Here is a 17,256-nt window from a genome sequence, read left to right as displayed (position 1 = left end):
GCACCGCTCGCCCCGGAACCGTTCACGCAACGCTCGGATGTCGCAAATGCGTATCCAACGAGCGGTGCCATTGTCTGGCTGTGACTCCCGCTTTCTAGAGGGGACGTGCCCGATCCGAGCACTTTTGCGCAAGATTGCTCCTTCGATGCGCAAGAAACGCGTGCGGTAGATGCCTTTGCTCGCCGTAACATGGATCATTTCCCGTCGCGCTGAGAAGGAGACTCACCTGACCGGAGCCGAACCTACGGCTGCCGGTCGCCGGCGGCGGGCTCGTTGGTTGAGCGTGCGCGGTCAGGTGCCATGCAATCAGCGTATTACGTCAAGCAGATCGCTAAACGCTTTCATTTGCCGTCGACGCCGACGCTTGTCTCCGGCGTGGCGGGGGTGTCACCCATACTGGCGTCCTGGTTACGTTGCGAAGTGCCCGATCACGGCACCGCCGATCCTCCGCCGCGCGTGGACGCCTACACCATCCAAATAGCCCTCCGGGCAATTGATTCTCTGGAGATTCGACTGCTCGGTCGGTTGGCTACTTCGGACCCAATGCCCCAGGGAGGCATTTTTCTTTTTAACCTGGAGAGCAATCCAGTTAAGACGTTTCACTCGTCGTTCGAATTGGTCAGGTTCGAGGTCTCTCAAGCCGCCATCGATGCGCTTTGCAGTGCCTCGGACGAGAAGCCCGTGACTGGACTCAAGCGGCCGCCATTCGGCCAGAAAGATCCAATCCTCTTTCATATGGCGCGCGCCCTTGTTCCGAGTTTTGGGCGGGCCGACGAAGTGGACAGCCTCTTCTTCGATCAGGTCGCCCTCGCGCTGCACTCACACCTGATAAGCACCTATGCCGGTCCATGCGTTGATCCGCGGCCGTTGCGAAGTGGGCTGACGTGCTGGCAGATCCGACGAACCACTGAGATGATCGAGGCAAATATGGCCACCGATCTAACTATCGGTGAGATTTCCCGGGAGTGTTGCCTTTCACCTAAGCATTTTGCCAGGGCCTTTCGACGCACCTTTGGTGTGCCGCCTTACCAATGGCTGCAGGAGCGGCGTGTCGACCGGGCCCAGCAGCTGCTTCGAATGAATGAGATGTCCTTGAGTAACATCGCCGAAGCGTGCGGTTTCACGAGCCAAAGTCATTTTACTAGGGTCTTTACAACCATCGTTGGCGCTTCGCCGGGTGCATGGCGTCGGTATATGAGCCATCGCGCGCACATCTTGCTCGGGCCACAGCAAATCCGCAGGTAGAGCAGTGTTCCCATCTTTGTCGGCGTTCGACGCATGCTGATGCACGATAATTTCCATTCAGAGAATGCCCCGAGACATGGCGGATGCGAGCTAGACTGCGGCTCAGGCCTGCACTTTCTTCGGGTCCACGCTGATCCAGAACGGGAGTCGCGCCGCAGCTATGCTTCGGAGCTGGCGATCCTTCTGCTGATTCCCCATGGCGGAACGATATTTCTGGAGCTTGATGACGGACGCTCGGCCACGACAGCCTCGGGCTGCTCCACATGGCTTGTCAACCTAGAGCGTGGCGCTAGCCTGATAGGCGCCGGCGGAGCCAAATACAGTGCTCTCAAAATTGCCTTGAGCGCTCTGGAATGCCTGGCCACAGGTTGCGAGGTGCGAATCACCTCGTTCCCAATGATCAGCGAATATCCGCCCGATACAGTGCTGGAGCACTTAATGGATGCCCTTTGTGAGCACGTCTTTGCTTCACTGCCGGGCAGGGGAAGCAACGCAGAGTTTTGCCATGCAATTGGAACAGCCATCCAGTATCACATCTTGAGAACGTATGGCGATCGGAGTGCCACGCGGACCGAAGTTGCCGGAACGCTTGCTCCATGGCAACTTCAGTCGGTAAAGCAGGCAATGCTGACTCGCCTCGACAGCAAGGTTGACGCTAGGGAATTGGCGGAAATGTGCGGTATCTCGACGTCGCATTTGCGACGTGCCTTCTTCGCCAGCACAGGACAGAGCCTTCATCGCTGGGTTGTTCGCCAGCGCATCGACCAGGCGTGTGGCGACCTTCTTGCCACTTCGTTGCCCACGGCGGAGATCGCGCTTCGATGGGGCTTCTCTGACCAAAGTCACCTTACAAGGACTTTCGCAGCCATACTTGGCATGACTCCGGCCAGATGGAAGCGCGCCCATTCGACGATGGCCCCTGTGTCGGCTGATCAGCCTATGGCATCTTGAACCTGGGCGGAAGCCTCGGCAGCGCCGGAGTCATCGGGAACCGTGACCCCGGCGGTCACGCTTCGGCGTGACGCAGCGTGCGATGAGTGTCAGGCTGCAAGCAACATGCAGTTATCGGATCAGCACGACTGCCTCAGTTGGGCAGATAGCTTTGCAGACGTGGAGTCAGTGCTGCAGAAAATCTGAGCAGCATGCCAAATGGCTCGCAGAGTAAGTTGATCCGGTGGATATGGCCGTGTTCATCGCGCGTGAGGCTCATGATGCCGTCGAACGAGCGCCCGCTGAATGCGACACCATGCCAGGCAAGATAGGTAGCCATGTCTCCCTCGGTCTCGTCCTGGATGGTCAGCGTCTCGCAGAGCTCGGTGAACGCGTCGAAGAACGCGCCAACAGCTGGAGCGCCATGAAGACGATCGCTCAGCATGGACGTATCGAGCTGTACGGTGTCGCTGAACACAGAGCGTAGACGTCCAGAATCTTTGGCGTCCATGACATGAAACCACGCATCGCCAGCGTTGCGTCCCATTTCCCGTTTCATAGGTACACCCCCTGCGGCGGGAACGGGTAATCCATGCTGCCGCTCCGATTAACGAGCCGAGGTAAAGACGATGAGACAAACGTGTTGCGCCGGGCCATCCTCCCGCGCCCGCCACAATCCGGATTGAAACGGTTAGCCGTTTTTGCCGGAAATCTTCACACCGCATTTGATCCACGTCTCACTTTTCGTCCACGTCGCGGTCGGGATCGGATGTCGAGCGATTCCTGAAGAGAAAAGTGAGCAACCTGTGCTATCCGCCGATCGCCCGCGGACCTAATGTATCCGCCATCCGGATGTCGCGTGCGACAGCCCTGACAACGCCCGTGACGTCGCGCCGTCACCTCCGGCGCGCTTGGATCGACGGATCAGTGAAGAGACACGCTGATGACTCTAGATGCCATACACCTGGCACGATTGCAGTTTGCATTTACTGTGGCAGTGCACATCATCTTCCCGGCGATCAGCATTGGCCTGGCGGGTTTCTTGGCGGTGCTCGAAGGCGCTTGGCTTAAGACCAGAGACGAGACTTACAAGTCGATGTACCTCTTCTGGTCGAAGATCTTCGCGGTTGGTTTTGGCCTTGGGGTGGTTTCCGGGGTGGTGATGGCCTATGAGTTCGGGACGAATTGGAGCGAATTCTCCCGCATCGCCGGATCGATCACTGGCCCACTGCTCACTTATGAGGTGCTCACGGCGTTCTTCCTGGAGGCGGGATTTCTCGGTGTGATGCTGTTTGGATGGGACAGAGTGGGTGAGCGTGCACATTTCTTTGCCACGCTCATGGTGGCCTTCGGCACGCTGATGTCCACATTCTGGATACTCGCATCCAACAGCTTTATGCAGACCCCGCAGGGGTTTGCCATCGTCGATGGAAGGATCGTCCCGCTGGACTGGCTCAAGGTGATCTTCAACCCGTCGTTCCCCTTCAGGTTGGCCCATATGACCGTGGCCTCATACATCGTGGCTGCGTTTCTCGTTGGGTCCTGTGGTGCGTATCAACTATTGAAAGGGCGTCGCGATGAAACCGTCAAGCGCAGTTTTTCCATGGCGTTGTGGATCCTCGTCATCCTTACGCCGATTCAGATATTCATTGGCGATGCCCACGGCTTGAATACACGGAAGTATCAGCCGGCGAAAATCGCGGGAATTGAGGGCTTGTGGGAGACGGAGCACGGCGGCACGTCGTTGAACCTCGTCGGGTTTCCTGACATGGCAGCGGAGACCACCCGTTACGCCATCCAAGTGCCTCATCTTGGCAGCGTCATCCTGACCCACTCCTGGAGTGGAGAGATAGAAGGACTGAAGAGTTTCCCGGCTCGTGACAGGCCGTATTCGCCCATCATTTTCTGGTCGTTTCGTCTCATGGCAGGCCTTGGCGTGCTCATGCTGTTGATGTCGGTTGCCGGGCTCGCGCTGCGCAAGGGTGGTCGCATCTACGAAGCACGCTGGTTCCACTATTGGGTTTTTTGTATGGGGCCATCGGGCCTTGTTGCCCTTATTGCTGGATGGGTGACGACCGAGGTGGGCCGTCAGCCATGGACTGTATACGGCGTGCTCAGGACGGAAGATTCGGCATCACCGCTCGATGTGCAACAGGTAGGCACCTCACTGCTGACATTCGTGATCGTCTACCTCCTGGTATTTGGAACAGGCATCTTCTACATGGTCAAGCTGATGAAGCAGGGGCCTTCCCCCGGAGACGCGGTTATTCCGAGCAACGCTCCGCATCCCGCGCTTGAACACAACGCGATGTCTCGCGCCAACGAAGCCATCGACAGGTGATGCGCCATGGTGTTCGATCTGCCAACCATCTGGTCTGTGGTCATCGCGACGGGAATCTTTCTCTACGTGATGCTCGACGGGTTTGACCTGGGCGTTGGACTGCTCTTGCCCTTTTTCGAGAGGGCCGAAGACCATCATGTGATGCTGAGCACGGTTGCTCCCGTCTGGGATGGAAACGAGACCTTTCTGGTCCTAGGCGGGGCGGCGCTCTATGCCGCGTTTCCTGTGGTGTATTCGACGCTTCTTCCTGCGAACTATCTGCCGCTCGTTCTCATGCTCGTCGGCCTCATTTTCAGAGGCGCGGCTTTCGAACTACGTGCCAAAGCGACACGAACCAAGCACATTTGGGGACTGGCGTTCATAGCGGGGTCCGTACAGGCGAGCTTCTGCCAAGGCGTCGTGCTCGGATCGCTTCTTCAGGGCGTGAAGATCACTAGCGGACGTTTTACGGGAAATGCATTCGATTGGCTTTCACCGTTCAGCGTGTTCTGTGGCCTCGGCTTGCTTGTGACCTATGCAACTCTTGGCTGTGGCTGGCTGATTTGGCGTACCGAGGGTCAACTACAAGCACGGATGTATGCACTGATGAAACCCCTTAGTACCGTTCTATTGGTGGTGATCCTGGCGGTTAGCGCATGGACGGTCCTTGCTCAGCCTGGGGTGGCCCGGCGGTGGTTTGAGGGGCACAACTTCATCTACTTCGCACCGGTGCCATTACTCGTGCTTCTGAGCGTATTTGGCATCCGCCGCGCGGTGGACCGCCAGCAGGATCGCGTTCCGTTCGTCTTGTCACTGGTACTCCTGTTCCTTGGGTATAGCGGGTTGGTGATCAGCATTTGGCCCTATATCGTTCCCCCGTCGCTAACGATCTGGGAGGCTTCTTCAAATCAATCCAGCCAACTCTTCGCATTGATTGGCGTGCTCATCATACTTCCCGTGGTCCTTTGCTACAGCTTCATGCAGTACCGGGTTTTCCGCGGCAAAGTGCGGGATGAACGAAAAGGCTATACCGATGAATCATGATGGCGACGATACCCACCATTCCGTGTGGCGAAGATCGGGATGGTTCCTGTTGCTCTGGATATGCGGTGTTCTGACGACCGTGTTGATTAGCAGCATTTTCAAGTTGCTCATTCTTGGCGTGGTAAAGCATCCATAGCGCCCTAACTCGAATAGATATGGGCGTAGGAGTGATAGCAGTGTCTCGCACACGACAAGAACTTCATCGCCAGTTTGACAATCTCGACAAGCAATTCTTCGTTCTGGAAAAAGGCACGCGCATCAGGAAGTGAATTGGCGGGCCGTAGAGGACCAGATACAACTGGCTTCCGGGGCCCTCACCGCGTTCGATCGGCTGTGCCGTTGAAGCTGCGTACCAAAGAACGCTTTCGAAGCCCCTGGTTTGGACCCATTGGTTCAAAGGTCAGCTTGCCCTGGAACGATTCATTTTCTATTTGGATCTGGAGGTTGTCATGAAGCTTCGAGACACGCTGCCAAGAGGACCACTTGGCTTTGGGGCTGCGCCGCTGGGTAATATGTTCCGCAATATTTCCGATGCCGAGGCGGCAGCTACTGTTAATGCAGCCTGGGAGGAGGGCACAAGGTTCTTCGACACTGCGCCGTTCTATGGTGCGGGTCTATCGGAAATTCGGCTAGGCGAAGAGTTGTCGAAACACCGGCGTGAAGAGTACGTACTGAGCACGAAGGTCGGTCGACTGATCCTCGAGGAGACCGAGGATGCCGACTCGCGCGAATTCGGTGAGAAGGGAGACATATTCAAGTATGGCCGAGCCAACAAGATCGCATACGATTACACGGCCGACGGCACTCACAAGTCCATCGAAGACAGTCTCAAGCGGATGAATGTAGACCGCATCGACTTTGTCTGGGTACACGACGTCGCACAGGATTTTTACGGGGACGATTGGATCAGCATATTCGACATCGCCCGCAAGGGTGCCTTCGTCGCCCTAAGCCGATTACGCGACCAAGGCGTGATCAAGGGATGGGGACTCGGTGTCAACAAGGTGCAGCCGGTTGAGATGCTTTTCGATCTGTCGGAAGTGCAGCCCGACGCAACGCTCCTTGCGGGCCGCTATTCGTTACTGGATCACGAACTCGCTTTGCAGCGGCTTATGCCAGCCGCTGCCGCGAGGGGAATCGACATCGTAGTCGGCGGCCCGTACAGTTCTGGCGTGCTCGCTGGCGGCGCCCATTTCGAGTACGGCAAGGTTCCCCAAGATATCGCCGATAAGGTGGAGAAGATCAAGGCGCTTTGCGCCAGGCACCACGTTCCGATCAAGGCCGCCGCGCTCCAGTTTTCGCTAGCTCATCCCGCCTCTGCCGCGGTGATCCCTGGCGCAAGCAAGCCTGAGCGAATCAAGGAAGATCACGCGGCGATCAAGGCCGCCATTCCCGCCGACTTCTGGCGTGAACTGCGTGAGCAGCGACTGGTCTCGCAGGTCGCCCCATTGCCGATCGATCAAAGGTAGGTGAGCTATGGCCAGGGCAGCTTCCAGCATTGACCTGCCGGTCGACCCGGACCGCGTGTGGGGCGTCATCGGAGGGTTTGGCTCGTTGCCTGATTGGCTCCCCTTCATTCCGACATCGGAGCTCAAGGAGGGTGGTCGGGTCAGGCACCTTGTAACGCAAGATGGCGAGACCATCATCGAGCGACTGATGGCTTTCGATGAGCAGGAGCGTCACTACACCTACCATATCCTGCAAGCCCCGTTTCCCGTCGCCTCGTACTACTCGACCATCAAAGTATCTAGCACGGGTGCTGGCAAGTCGTCGCGCGTGGAGTGGTTTGGCGAATTCACGCCGGTCGGGGTAACGGATAAAGACGCTTCGGGAATATTCCAGGACATCTATGACCAAGGACTGAAAAGTCTGGTTCAAGCACTGAAGGTCTAGCCATCGGCGATGACGCATTTGCCGACTTGGCGCGAGGCGGCAAGCGACCGTCTGTCGCCGCAAAAGGGGCCTGACGGTTCAATCGATGGTGACTGAGTGAGTGGAATATACAGCTACGGTCCGAAAGAGAGTCATGGACTGCTCTCCGCCGCCTGGGCTGGATTCGCGCAGACGTTGCTGGGTCTGTTGGTGTTTTTGCTGACGTCGCGCACCCGAGCATGAATCAGTGCAAGTAACTGCCGCCTATCACGGCCGGGCGAAAATAGCTCATCGGGCATCTGCCCGAGAACACCCAAGCCTTGATCGTTCCGATTACGCCGGGAGAGCCTGCCATGTCCAAGCCAGTGCTTTTTAAGTCGATTCACATAGGCAATCTTTACTTGCCCAACCGAATCCTAATCGCGCCGATGTGCCAATATTCCGCTGAAGATGGATGCATGAATAGCTGGCATCTCATGCATCTCGGGCAGCTGGCTCTTTCTGGTGCCGCTCTCCTCACGATAGAAGCGACCGCCGTCCTGCCTGAAGGGCGAATTACTTACGCCGACGTGGGCCTTTGGAATGACGCCACCGAAGCCGCCATGCGCATCATTTTAGACGGCATCCGACGTTGGTCGGACGTTCGTATCGGCATTCAGTTGAACCATGCTGGACGGAAGGCATCCTCGGAGGTTCCCTGGAAGGGCGGCGGACAATTTCTGCCTTCGGATCCGCGCGGATGGCAGACGGTTGCGCCATCTGCTGTGCCTTACAGCGAAGATGCTCCAACGCCAACGGCGCTGAGCCATCACGATATGCGTGACATTCGCGAGGCATTCGGCAAGGCAGCCACCAGAGCAGCAAGCCTGGGTATCGACCTGATCCAACTGCATTCCGCTCACGGTTATCTGCTGCACCAGTTCCTGTCGCCGCTGACAAACCGGCGCGACGACGAGTACGGCGGATCACTGGAAGGACGCATGCGCTTTCCCCTCGAAGTGTTCGACACGATCCGAAACGCTTTTCCGTCCGAGCGACCCGTGTCCGTCCGGGTGTCTGGAACCGACTGGGTCGAGGGAGGCTGGACTCTGGCCGAAACGTCGGTTTTCGCGCAGGAGCTTGAGCGACGTGGTTGCAGTGCAGTCCATGTCTCCAGCGGTGGCTTGCATCCCGCACAGTCGATTCCCGTGGGGCCAAGCTATCAGGTCCCCTTGGCGCGTGGCGTGAGGAACGCCATCAATATTCCCGTGGTGGCTGTGGGCTTGATCACCAGCTACGAGCAAGCCGAAACGATTGTCGCAACAGGCGACGCCCATATGATTGCACTAGCCCGCGCCATCCTTTATGACCCCCGCTGGCCTTGGCATGCCGCCGCCCATCTTGGCGCGCAGGTGAGGGCGCCCGACCAGTACCTGCGGTGCCAACCCCGTCGGTACAAGCACCTGTTTTACGAGAATGCGTCGCGCTGATCCGCCTGCAGCCTGGTGGCAGACTGCACGTCTGTACCAGGCGCGATCGGCACCAAGGCGCGTCTCGGCCCTCGGCAATGGCGCGACCTGCGTTGCCCCTGATTCTTGTCCTGACGACATCATCGAGTCCGTTGCGCCGGTCTCGGATCGACGAAGACCGTGCAGGTCATGCCCGCAGCGATATGGGCGCCCTGGGGGATTTCATCGATGGCGATGCGGACCGGCACACGCTGAGCCAGCCGAATCCAAGTGAAGACGGGATTGACGTCGGCTAGAAGATAGTCACCCGACGGGTTGTCGCGATCGGTGATGCCTGTGGCAATGCTTTCCACGTGGCCCTTCATGGATACACGTCCTGACAGTAGTTCAATCTTGACCGGTGCGCCCAGGCGAACCTCCGGCAACTTGGTTTCTTCGAAGTAGCCGTACACCCAAAAGGAATGCGACTCCACCAACACTAGCCGCGGAGAACCTGCGATGGCGTAGCCGCCGGCATACAAATTGAGATTGACAATCGATCCATCGGACGGAGCGCGAACGACACTACGGTCAAGGTCGATCTGAGCCGCTTGCCTAGCAGCCATCGCGGCCTCCAGTGCGGCCTGGCTGGCCTTCAATTCAGCCTGGGCGGCGAGATAGGCGGCATTCGCCTGTTCTGCCTGAGCGCCAAAGTCTGTTTTCGCTTCGCTCGACACGACCTCCTCGGCAAGTCCTGTGCGTCGCGCAGCCTCAGCCCGACGCATGGTGCGCTCGGACGCGCGTTGCGCGATATGGGCATCTGAGACGGCCATTTGCGCCTGAGCCCGGGCAATGTCCGCGTCGGCGCGCTTCAAGGCAACACTGAAGCGCACCGGATCAATCACGAATAGCACATCGCCGCGCCGTACCAGTTGGTTGTCCCTGACTCTGACCTCCGAGACAATGCCCGATACGTCCGGCGCAATTTGGACAACTTTCGCTCGCACACGCCCATCTCGCGTCCAAGGCGAGTACATGTAATCGCGCCAAAGACCGTAGGCCATCGCCGAAGCCAGGGTCAACAGAAGAAGCGTGACCATCAGACGAATAATGGGAGTAACGTTCATACGCTCCAAGTTCGTCACCATGCATGCGTCAACCAGCTGGCGCCACAGAAAAGCGCGACAAAGAGGCTTGCCCGGAACAGAGCGGGGTGCCACACATGTCGATACACGCCTGTACGCGCTAACGCCAGGTCCAAACCGACAAAGAGCGGAACACAACCAAGCAGCACGAATAGCAGGCCAGGGACGAGAAAGGTAAAGATATTGATCTCCTCGTACATGATCCGACCCTCAGGCGGCAGGAGCGTCATGGGTACTCGTTGACGGCAGGTAACCGCCTCCGAGCGCACGCATCAGGAGCACCCACGCATCAAGCTCCTGGGCTTCCGTAATGATTAGGACTTGCTGTTGCCTGACCTGCGTGTCCTGGGTAACAAGCACGTCCAGGAATTCGGTGATGCCACCGCGATAGCCCTGCGTAGCCAATGCATAGGCGCGATCTGCCGAGCTCGTGGCAAGCCTTGCCTGATGGCTCTGCGCATCGAGCGACTTCAATGCGGTCACTTCGTCAGCGACTTCACGCAGGGCATCAAGGACGGACTGGTTGTAGGCGTCGACAGCACCATCATAGGTCGCCACCGCGACACCGTATTGCCCTTGCAGGCGACCGCCATCGAACAGCGGAAGCGACAGCGCCGCGCCGACCTTGTGGCCGCCGCCATTCTTGTCGAGAAAGTTGAAAAAGCCGCCGAACCTAGTGACCGAGCCAAGGCTGGCCAAGGCCACCAGATCAATGTTGGGATAGAACGCAGCGTGAGCGACCTTGATGCCCTGGCTCGCCGTCTCGACCCGCCAACGCTGGGCAACAATGTCGGGCCGGCGGCCCAACAGATCGGCGGGAAGCGCGCTCGGGAGAATCGCGGACGGGTTGAACGTTAGCGCAGGGCGCGTCAGTCCATCGCCGGCGCCGGGTCCGCGCCCAGAAAGGGCTCCAAGCTCATTCTTGAGCAACGCTATGTCATGTCGGGCCTGCTCCACATGATTTGCGCTGGTCGCGACCACAGTCTCTGCCTGGGTCAGCTCCAGCGGACTGCTGAGGCCGGCATGCAGTCGAGCGGCAACGATATCGCGGGAGCTGACGGCCTCGTCATGGAGGCTGTCGAATGCGTCAAGTAACCGGTATTGCGCCCATAACTGCACGTATGCGCGTACAACCGCGACTTCCAGAGCAATCTTGACCGCCTGCAGCTCGGCTGCGTTTTCCTTCACCGCATCGATGGCACCGGCCAGCTCGGCGCGGTTGCGCCCCCAGAGATCGAGGTCGTAGCTGAGATCGACGCCCACCTCATTGCTCCAGACCGTATATCCACCCGGTGGTGACGGCGTCGTGTAACGAGCAAAGCGTTCGCGGCTCAGATCCAGATGCGTTTCCAGTTGCGGTTGCAGTGTGGCGCCGGCGATTCGGGCCTGGTACTGCGCCAAATCAAGACGCGCTCGGGCTGCCTGGAGGTCCGGCCGAATCTCTACAGCCAGCTGGATCAGTTGGTCGAGCTGGGGATCATTGAGAGCACCCCACCAATCGGCCTGCGGCCAATCGGCATCGTGTCCCAGGGAGGCGATTGATGCGCCGGACTGCAAGTTCGCTGGATCAACCAGGGCGGCCGTGGGATGAATGCCGCCTGTGTTTGCGCAACCCGCCAGAACCACGGCAAGGCCACTGAGCCCGCATGTCATCCCTCGTCGCATGTTCCCTCTCCTGGCGTAGCCGGGTGAAGCGGCGAAGCTGGATTCACGAGCTCGATCTTGACGAAATGAACGTACGCGCGAAGGCTGTCGATCCATGCGCGGCTGGCAAGGGAAGGTCCCTCGGGCATTTCGCTCAAGATGCGAAGAGCCTGGCAAGTCGCCTCCAGCGCATAGCCGTAGCGTTCCACCGTCACGGCTTCAAATAGCAGCGAAATGGACTCTCGCCAGTGATTAAGAATGACTTGCCAATGCGACGGCAAGATACCGGCCTCTGCAAGAGAGGCGTCGCGTACCTTGAGCACGGCGCTTCCGACATCCAGCACGGCAAACCCCCATTGCCGCGCCAGGTCGGGTGCCGAGGGTGCGCTGACCTGAACCATATAATCCCGGACACCACTCTCAAAACGGCGCAGGGACTGATGATCGATCACCGAACGACAGGCATCCGCCGACACCATCCGACGCATCTGACGCACGTAGAACCTGGTCACCCAGGCGCTGCTGGGCGGAAGAAGCACCCCAAAGGCGAGGACCGCGACGCCAATGCCCGTGCAGAAGGCGAATCCGGCGTCCAGTAGCGCTGTTGGCTCGTACGTGCCCGGGTTTGTGATATTCACGACGTAGCTGAAGTAGATGTTGAAGCTAATGCCGGTCGGCCCGAGGCTAGGGAAGCTGCCAACGTAGCTGCCAAACATGATGATCGGCGCCAGCGCAGCTGCGAGCATGAGAAAGCCGTCCAGGTGGGGAAGGACCAGGAATCCGAACAAGCTGGCGACCAAGCTTCCCAATAGCGCGCCGATCAGCAGCTGCCGACTGGCCATAGACGGGTTGGGAAAGACAGCAAACAACGCTGATGTAATGGCAGCACCTATTACTGCGGTGGACCCATCGTCCCACCCCGAGATGTACCAGGCACTCGCCACTACCGCTACGACAATCAGTGCCCGCGCCGCTGCGGCCGTAGCCGCCCATCGATTGGCCGTGCTGACGTAGCGCGCCCCCGATGATAGGCGGAGCGTAGCGTTTGTCCCCTTGGTCACTGGCTCGCGAATAGCAACGAAGAGCCGAAGATAAAGGACCAGATCCTCAATCGCTTCCCTTAACACCCTTGCGAACGTCTCATGGAGAGTCGACGGACGATGACCATCGTCGGTAGGCAGGGAAAGTGATGCTTGGTCGTGGTCCGAGCAGGCCTGGAGGCACTCGTTGAGGGCCGTCTCTGTCCGCGCTATGTCCGGGAGAGACAGGTCGCCCGCGTCGGAAACGCCCGGCAGTGACTTCATGACCTCCTGCGAGAGGCGACAAATCGATGCAAGTTCCGTCGCGTCGTGGTGCATCTGCGCTCGCGTCCGAATCTGTTTGACGGCATGCAATGTCGTGGTGACATCCAGGAACTCCGATCCAATCTCACGCAACATGGGTGTGCGCGCACGCAGCTCCGGATCCTCGAAGACTGCGGCGCTGCGCAGCGCCTCGACCTCGGTGCGCTCCTTGTTCAACGCGAAATGAAGGGCGTCCAAATCGGACGGAGTCTGCGAGAACGCCAGAACGGTACGAAGCGCGCCAATTAGGTGGCTGCAATGGCGTTGCCCCGCGGCAAAGAAAGCCGCGCCAACACTTTGCGGAAATATCAGCGCATTGACCGCACTGGCAGTGACCACGGCGATGACCACGTCGCTGATCGTGTAGATGACGCCGTCCACGATACCGTAGGGATCGGTCCAGGCGGGCACAGCCACAATTGCCGTTGCATAGCCGGCCAGCACGAACCCGTAAGACTGATAGTTCCTGTAGAAAAACGCTCCCCACACGCAACAGGCCGTCCAGCACGCCAGCACGACATAGAACGCAGCAAAAGATTGGGATAGATACACCACCATGAAGAGCGCGACCATGCAGCCGGCCAGCATGCCCAACAAGCGATATATGCCACGGGCGATGGTCATTCCCACCTGTTGATGCATCATGACGATGACGATGGAAACCATCGTCGTGCGGGGACGGGCGAGCTCAAGACGCATGCATATGCCTGTACCGATCGCCACGGCAATTGCCGTCTTGCAAGCATGGATCACACGCAACCGATCCGACTGCCAGAAATCCCTGAGTGCCCGAAGCGCGCCGTTGTCCAATAACACTTCAGTCTGGGGGCTCATGGCGCCTATCGCTCTTGTCTTGAGCCACCTGGGTGGCAGAAAGGCGGGCTAGACCAGGCGGGGAGTCCCCTGCGTGGCGTGTTTACATGCATGCCTCGAAGGTAGGGCACAAACGCGCCGTGCCATGCAATCGAGGAAGGACGCTCAGTGCAGGTCCATATCCGCGCCAAAGACATTTCGCGTGAGGCCACGGGGCGCTGCTGCTCCTTCCTGCCGCGTGCAGTCATTCCCGATCGTGGCAAATTACCTCCTCGAGGTATTCGATTAGCTCCGATCCTCTCCCGGCCCTGAGAAGCTCCTCCGCCGTTCGGGATCCCAAGTCAGCGATGGCGTCTTCTCTGAACCATTGCATCACCTCGTTGATATTGGGTTCAACACGCAGGGCCACCCTGATGACCGCCATTTGGCCGAAGGGGCTCTCCCGCGAAGACAGGGACTTGCGGGAGGCGCTGTCCATTGCAACCCCAGCGACGGGGTATTGCGACCGACGCTTCAGCGATGCCAAGTGGGTGACAGGGGCCTGCATGGTGCACCGTCGATTCTTGGATTTTCTCGGTAAGACTAAGCATGTCGGCCAGCGCACCAAACGGATTGCACGGAAAGTCTCTTTTTATCCAAAAAACGCAAAATCCGTGGGCCGCGCTCGCGATGCTCCGTCTTGCAGGTCTCGACGGTTATGGGCCGTCCGGTGCCCACCCATTGCCTGAGTCGCAGGTCAGCGCTTGGAAGACAGAACCCGTTCTCGCAAGCTGGCCCCGGACTGGTCGAGGTGATGAGCGCACGCCAGCAAATGGCGATGCCACCCAAAACGACGCTCGAGGAGGCGTACAAATTCGGGCTCCTCTTGATAAAGGCCGAGCTCGATAGCCGTAGCGCGGAGCTGGTCGACCTGGCGAGCGTGAACCTCAAGCGTTGATCAGTGACGGGCGGGCGGCAGAATGTGGCCAGCCGCGACGCGCATCGCCCGTCATGAATGGAGCGGCGCGACTCCAGTCATGCTTTGGTTGTTGCCAGGCACGCACTCATACCGATGAGGTCGGAGATCTATCGCTTCTCCCGTCTCGGTATTCCGAATGCTCATGCAGTCCGAAGGTCGGCGGGGCCGAATTGCTCCTGCCTCCACTCCTGGAAGCGTGCATTTGTCTGTGGCTTGATGAAGAGCGTGACGATCTCCGGGTAAACGCCCCGGATCCGTTGCTCGATCGCCTCTACGCACTGTTCAACCTCCCGCGATTGCAGACCCTCGGCGAATTCAATGCTCAGGGCTGCAAGAATCTGGTCCGGGGACAGGTGCACGGTGAGTGCGCCATTGGCCTTGCTGACGCCAGGTGTCGCCTGTGCCAACCCCACAGCCGCGGCGACCAGCGACGGAGCAGCCCTTTCGCCAATCAGTAAGCTTTTGCTTTCGCGAACCAGGATGGCCGCCACGATGGCCAGGATGAGCCCGATCAACACGGATGCTACGCCATCCAATACAGGCAGATTGAGTGCCTCAGAGAGATAGATGCCCAGCGCGGCGATCACGTTGCCTGCGAGAGCGGCACTGTCTTCGAACAACACCATGAACGAGGGTGGATCCTTGCTCCGGTGAATCGCCTGCCAATAGGTGAGATCGCCGCGGGTAGACCGGAGCTTGCGAAATGCCGCCACCCATGACACGCCTTCGAAGACAAACGCGCAGGCCAGCACCACGTAATTGATGAGGACATGATCGATGGGGGTTGGCTCTAGGATGTGTCGAACGCCGTGATACAGCGAAGCTCCCGCGCCTAGCCCGAAAAGCATAAGGGCGACGATAAAGCTCCAGAAGTACAGCTCTCGCCCATATCCGAGGGGATGAATGGCGTCGGGTCGCCGCAGCGCTAGTTTGTATCCGTGGAGCAGAAGCCCTTCGTTGGCGGAGTCCACCAGAGAATGAATGGCCTCGCTCACCATGGCTGCACTACCGCTCAGAATGGCCGCGGTCACCTTGGTACCCGCCACCAAAAGATCACCCAGCAAGGCTAGGTAGACAATTTGCTTCGAGGTGGAGCAGGATCGCGCCATTTTTCCTCCAAAACCCGATCAAAGCTGCACGCACTTCGCCAATCGGTCGCCATGTACCGCCAGTCCAGTTGGTGGGCATCCGGCGGGTTCGCCATTGCGCGCCGGTGACATATTCTCGCGCTAGGCAACCAAGGTCTACCACCCGCGAAAACGTCGATGCAGTAAGGCAGGGCGCCGTAGACATCGCTACCACGGCGCCACAGAACCCGGGTGCTAGAGCCTCATCACTGCGCAACCGACTAGGTCACCCACCCGCAACAGATCGATATGCTTGTTGAGCTCTTCAAACTTGATGAGCTTGATCGCGTGTCGAACCTTGTTCTGGGCCGCTAGCGCTATGACTTCCATGAGCTCAGCGTTGTTGCCCCAGCGCTCGCCGTATCGATGAGTGCCCTCAATCAAGCAGCCGGGCGATCTGGTGCAGCGACTCGCTTTGCTGCCAGCGATGCCACATCAGCGTCTTCTGGCTGCCCGTGAAATGCTTCCGGGGTACGGGTGCGATGGGCAACTCCTTTCGCTTGCGCGTCTATAGTGTGTTGCATCGACCGGTTGAGACCGCATTCCGGAGCGGACATTGCCGGTTCCCGGGTGCCGGTAATTGGCGCCGCCCGTCCGGAAAAACAGATGGCTATCCTCAACTGGTTGTTTTCCTGCAAGCGTTCCCGCACATGCGCCCCGGGGGCGCCTCAGATCAAGCCTTGATCTGCATAGCCGCCAAGTGAACCTGTTGGCCGTACATGCCCCAGTTCTCTTCGGGGACCTCGAGGATGCCGACATAGGCCGGTACCTGGCCGTCGTCGGTCTTGGAATATTTGCCGAGGATCGCCGTCGCCTCGACGACCATGCGCGTCTTGGTCTCCGCGTTGAAGCCACCCTTCAGGGCGTAGACCTTGAGGCTCATAATCGGCTCAGCAGCCTGCCTCCCGGCACGGAACACCGTGTCGGGCGCATGTTCGACAAAGTAGACCCAAATACCAGCGCGGATTTGCGGCGTGTCGATGAGGCGTTCGCAGGCCATACCGAGTTCGGTCAACTCAGCGGCGACCCTGGCGCGGGCCTCGGGTGTGAACGCGCCTTTCGGCGCATGGAGGAACATCTTCGGCATAGCGTGTCTCCACGGTCTTTGCGATGGTAAGGAGAATAGCCGACGACGGCGTTGTCCCGCGGTGAATCCTCATTCAATCGCATTAAATATCGAGGCGCCGCCAAGACCCTGCGGGCGTTCGAGGCGCGAGCGACCTGAAGCAGAGACTTGCATCGACAGCGAGAGAGATGTGACCGGTCCGCATCGCAACGTGCGCCTTGACTCAAAGTGAATCTCGCTGACCCGTGCTATGCCACTGGCAAGTGCTCGGGCAGGGTGATTAGCCCGCGCCATCGCGGCTACCAAGTCCGCCCGCTGGCGT

The 17,256-nt window shown here is 59.0% G+C and carries 15 protein-coding genes; 8 read left to right on the top strand and 7 right to left on the bottom strand.

Features of this window, described 5'->3' with window-relative positions; translation table 11 throughout:
* Positions 1 to 300: 300 nt before the first annotated feature.
* Positions 301 to 1,245 carry a helix-turn-helix domain-containing protein gene (locus ACT01B_RS11280; RefSeq protein ID WP_445143355.1) on the top strand — a complete coding sequence of 315 codons (945 nt, stop codon included), beginning with the start codon at positions 301 to 303 and terminating at the stop codon, positions 1,243 to 1,245.
* A gap of 33 nt (positions 1,246 to 1,278) precedes the next feature.
* Positions 1,279 to 2,196, top strand: a complete 918-nt coding sequence (locus tag ACT01B_RS11275) for a helix-turn-helix domain-containing protein (RefSeq protein WP_445143354.1) — start codon at positions 1,279 to 1,281, stop codon at positions 2,194 to 2,196.
* Between the two features lie 133 nt (positions 2,197 to 2,329).
* Here the strand turns inward: ACT01B_RS11275 and ACT01B_RS11270 are convergent, their stop codons facing one another.
* Positions 2,330 to 2,734 carry a hypothetical protein gene (locus ACT01B_RS11270; protein ID WP_445143353.1) on the bottom strand — a complete coding sequence of 135 codons (405 nt, stop codon included), beginning with the start codon at positions 2,732 to 2,734 and terminating at the stop codon, positions 2,330 to 2,332.
* A 384-nt stretch (positions 2,735 to 3,118) separates the two neighbouring features.
* On the opposite strand from ACT01B_RS11270, the gene ACT01B_RS11265 reads away from it, so the two are divergent.
* The 5 genes from ACT01B_RS11265 (at position 3,119) to ACT01B_RS11245 (ending at position 8,880) form a co-directional block, all read left to right on the top strand.
* The gene (locus ACT01B_RS11265) at positions 3,119 to 4,516 is read left to right on the top strand and encodes a cytochrome ubiquinol oxidase subunit I (protein ID WP_445143352.1); all 1,398 of its coding nucleotides are present in this window, start codon (positions 3,119 to 3,121) and stop codon (positions 4,514 to 4,516) included.
* 6 nt (positions 4,517 to 4,522) lie between these two features.
* On the top strand, positions 4,523 to 5,539 hold the full coding sequence (cydB, locus tag ACT01B_RS11260; RefSeq protein WP_445143351.1) for a cytochrome d ubiquinol oxidase subunit II: 1,017 nt from the start codon (positions 4,523 to 4,525) through the stop codon (positions 5,537 to 5,539).
* Between the two features lie 449 nt (positions 5,540 to 5,988).
* Positions 5,989 to 7,008: an aldo/keto reductase gene (locus ACT01B_RS11255; protein ID WP_445143350.1), complete on the top strand. Its 1,020-nt coding sequence runs from the start codon at positions 5,989 to 5,991 to the stop codon at positions 7,006 to 7,008.
* A gap of 7 nt (positions 7,009 to 7,015) precedes the next feature.
* Complete coding sequence (locus ACT01B_RS11250; protein WP_445143349.1) at positions 7,016 to 7,432, top strand: SRPBCC family protein; 417 nt, start codon at positions 7,016 to 7,018, stop codon at positions 7,430 to 7,432.
* Between the two features lie 332 nt (positions 7,433 to 7,764).
* Positions 7,765 to 8,880, top strand: coding sequence for an NADH:flavin oxidoreductase/NADH oxidase (locus ACT01B_RS11245; protein WP_445143348.1), 1,116 nt, complete (start codon positions 7,765 to 7,767; stop codon positions 8,878 to 8,880).
* Between the two features lie 119 nt (positions 8,881 to 8,999).
* On the opposite strand, the gene ACT01B_RS11240 is transcribed toward ACT01B_RS11245, so the two are convergent.
* The 4 genes from ACT01B_RS11240 to ACT01B_RS11225 are packed head-to-tail and all read right to left on the bottom strand — an operon-like array spanning position 9,000 to position 13,804.
* The gene (locus ACT01B_RS11240; RefSeq protein WP_445143347.1) at positions 9,000 to 9,986 is read right to left on the bottom strand and encodes an HlyD family efflux transporter periplasmic adaptor subunit; all 987 of its coding nucleotides are present in this window, start codon (positions 9,984 to 9,986) and stop codon (positions 9,000 to 9,002) included.
* The gene (locus tag ACT01B_RS11235) at positions 9,980 to 10,213 is read right to left on the bottom strand and encodes a DUF1656 domain-containing protein (RefSeq protein ID WP_445143346.1); all 234 of its coding nucleotides are present in this window, start codon (positions 10,211 to 10,213) and stop codon (positions 9,980 to 9,982) included. The genes ACT01B_RS11240 and ACT01B_RS11235 overlap by 7 nt, the downstream gene beginning before the upstream one ends.
* Entirely contained in the window at positions 10,194 to 11,648 is a 1,455-nt protein-coding gene (locus ACT01B_RS11230; RefSeq protein ID WP_445143345.1) for an efflux transporter outer membrane subunit, read from the bottom strand. Before ACT01B_RS11230 ends, ACT01B_RS11235 begins: the two co-directional genes overlap by 20 nt.
* Positions 11,633 to 13,804: an FUSC family protein gene (locus ACT01B_RS11225; protein WP_445143344.1), complete on the bottom strand. Its 2,172-nt coding sequence runs from the start codon at positions 13,802 to 13,804 to the stop codon at positions 11,633 to 11,635. The genes ACT01B_RS11230 and ACT01B_RS11225 overlap by 16 nt, the downstream gene beginning before the upstream one ends.
* Positions 13,805 to 14,576: 772 nt before the next feature.
* Here ACT01B_RS11225 and ACT01B_RS11220 point away from each other — a divergent pair.
* On the top strand, positions 14,577 to 14,720 hold the full coding sequence (locus ACT01B_RS11220) for a hypothetical protein (RefSeq protein WP_445143343.1): 144 nt from the start codon (positions 14,577 to 14,579) through the stop codon (positions 14,718 to 14,720).
* 161 nt (positions 14,721 to 14,881) lie between these two features.
* Here ACT01B_RS11220 and ACT01B_RS11215 read toward each other — a convergent pair whose 3' ends face one another.
* Both ACT01B_RS11215 and ACT01B_RS11210 read right to left on the bottom strand, forming a co-directional pair.
* Positions 14,882 to 15,850 carry a cation diffusion facilitator family transporter gene (locus ACT01B_RS11215; protein WP_445143342.1) on the bottom strand — a complete coding sequence of 323 codons (969 nt, stop codon included), beginning with the start codon at positions 15,848 to 15,850 and terminating at the stop codon, positions 14,882 to 14,884.
* Between the two features lie 691 nt (positions 15,851 to 16,541).
* The gene (locus ACT01B_RS11210; RefSeq protein WP_445143341.1) at positions 16,542 to 16,955 is read right to left on the bottom strand and encodes a hypothetical protein; all 414 of its coding nucleotides are present in this window, start codon (positions 16,953 to 16,955) and stop codon (positions 16,542 to 16,544) included.
* Positions 16,956 to 17,256 lie beyond the last annotated feature (301 nt).

It is taken from the genome of Dyella sp. Tek66A03 (assembly GCF_052567735.1).
This window is presented reverse-complemented; position numbering and strand designations above follow the sequence as displayed.

Bases quoted from the DNA above. Each gene is read 5' to 3' on its own strand.
- ACT01B_RS11245 (WP_445143348.1), top strand. From the start codon at position 7,765: ATGTCCAAGCCAGTGCTTTTTAAGTCGATTCACATAGGCAATCTTTAC.
- ACT01B_RS11255 (WP_445143350.1), top strand. From the start codon at position 5,989: ATGAAGCTTCGAGACACGCTGCCAAGAGGACCACTTGGCTTTGGGGCT.
- ACT01B_RS11275 (WP_445143354.1), top strand. From the start codon at position 1,279: ATGCTGATGCACGATAATTTCCATTCAGAGAATGCCCCGAGACATGGC.
- ACT01B_RS11215 (WP_445143342.1), bottom strand. From the start codon at position 15,850: ATGGCGCGATCCTGCTCCACCTCGAAGCAAATTGTCTACCTAGCCTTG.
- ACT01B_RS11220 (WP_445143343.1), top strand. From the start codon at position 14,577: ATGAGCGCACGCCAGCAAATGGCGATGCCACCCAAAACGACGCTCGAG.
- ACT01B_RS11250 (WP_445143349.1), top strand. From the start codon at position 7,016: ATGGCCAGGGCAGCTTCCAGCATTGACCTGCCGGTCGACCCGGACCGC.
- ACT01B_RS11225 (WP_445143344.1), bottom strand. From the start codon at position 13,804: ATGAGCCCCCAGACTGAAGTGTTATTGGACAACGGCGCGCTTCGGGCA.
- ACT01B_RS11270 (WP_445143353.1), bottom strand. From the start codon at position 2,734: ATGAAACGGGAAATGGGACGCAACGCTGGCGATGCGTGGTTTCATGTC.
- cydB (WP_445143351.1), top strand. From the start codon at position 4,523: ATGGTGTTCGATCTGCCAACCATCTGGTCTGTGGTCATCGCGACGGGA.
- ACT01B_RS11280 (WP_445143355.1), top strand. From the start codon at position 301: ATGCAATCAGCGTATTACGTCAAGCAGATCGCTAAACGCTTTCATTTG.
- ACT01B_RS11210 (WP_445143341.1), bottom strand. From the start codon at position 16,955: ATGCCGAAGATGTTCCTCCATGCGCCGAAAGGCGCGTTCACACCCGAG.
- ACT01B_RS11265 (WP_445143352.1), top strand. From the start codon at position 3,119: ATGACTCTAGATGCCATACACCTGGCACGATTGCAGTTTGCATTTACT.
- ACT01B_RS11230 (WP_445143345.1), bottom strand. From the start codon at position 11,648: ATGCGACGAGGGATGACATGCGGGCTCAGTGGCCTTGCCGTGGTTCTG.
- ACT01B_RS11235 (WP_445143346.1), bottom strand. From the start codon at position 10,213: ATGACGCTCCTGCCGCCTGAGGGTCGGATCATGTACGAGGAGATCAAT.
- ACT01B_RS11240 (WP_445143347.1), bottom strand. From the start codon at position 9,986: ATGGTGACGAACTTGGAGCGTATGAACGTTACTCCCATTATTCGTCTG.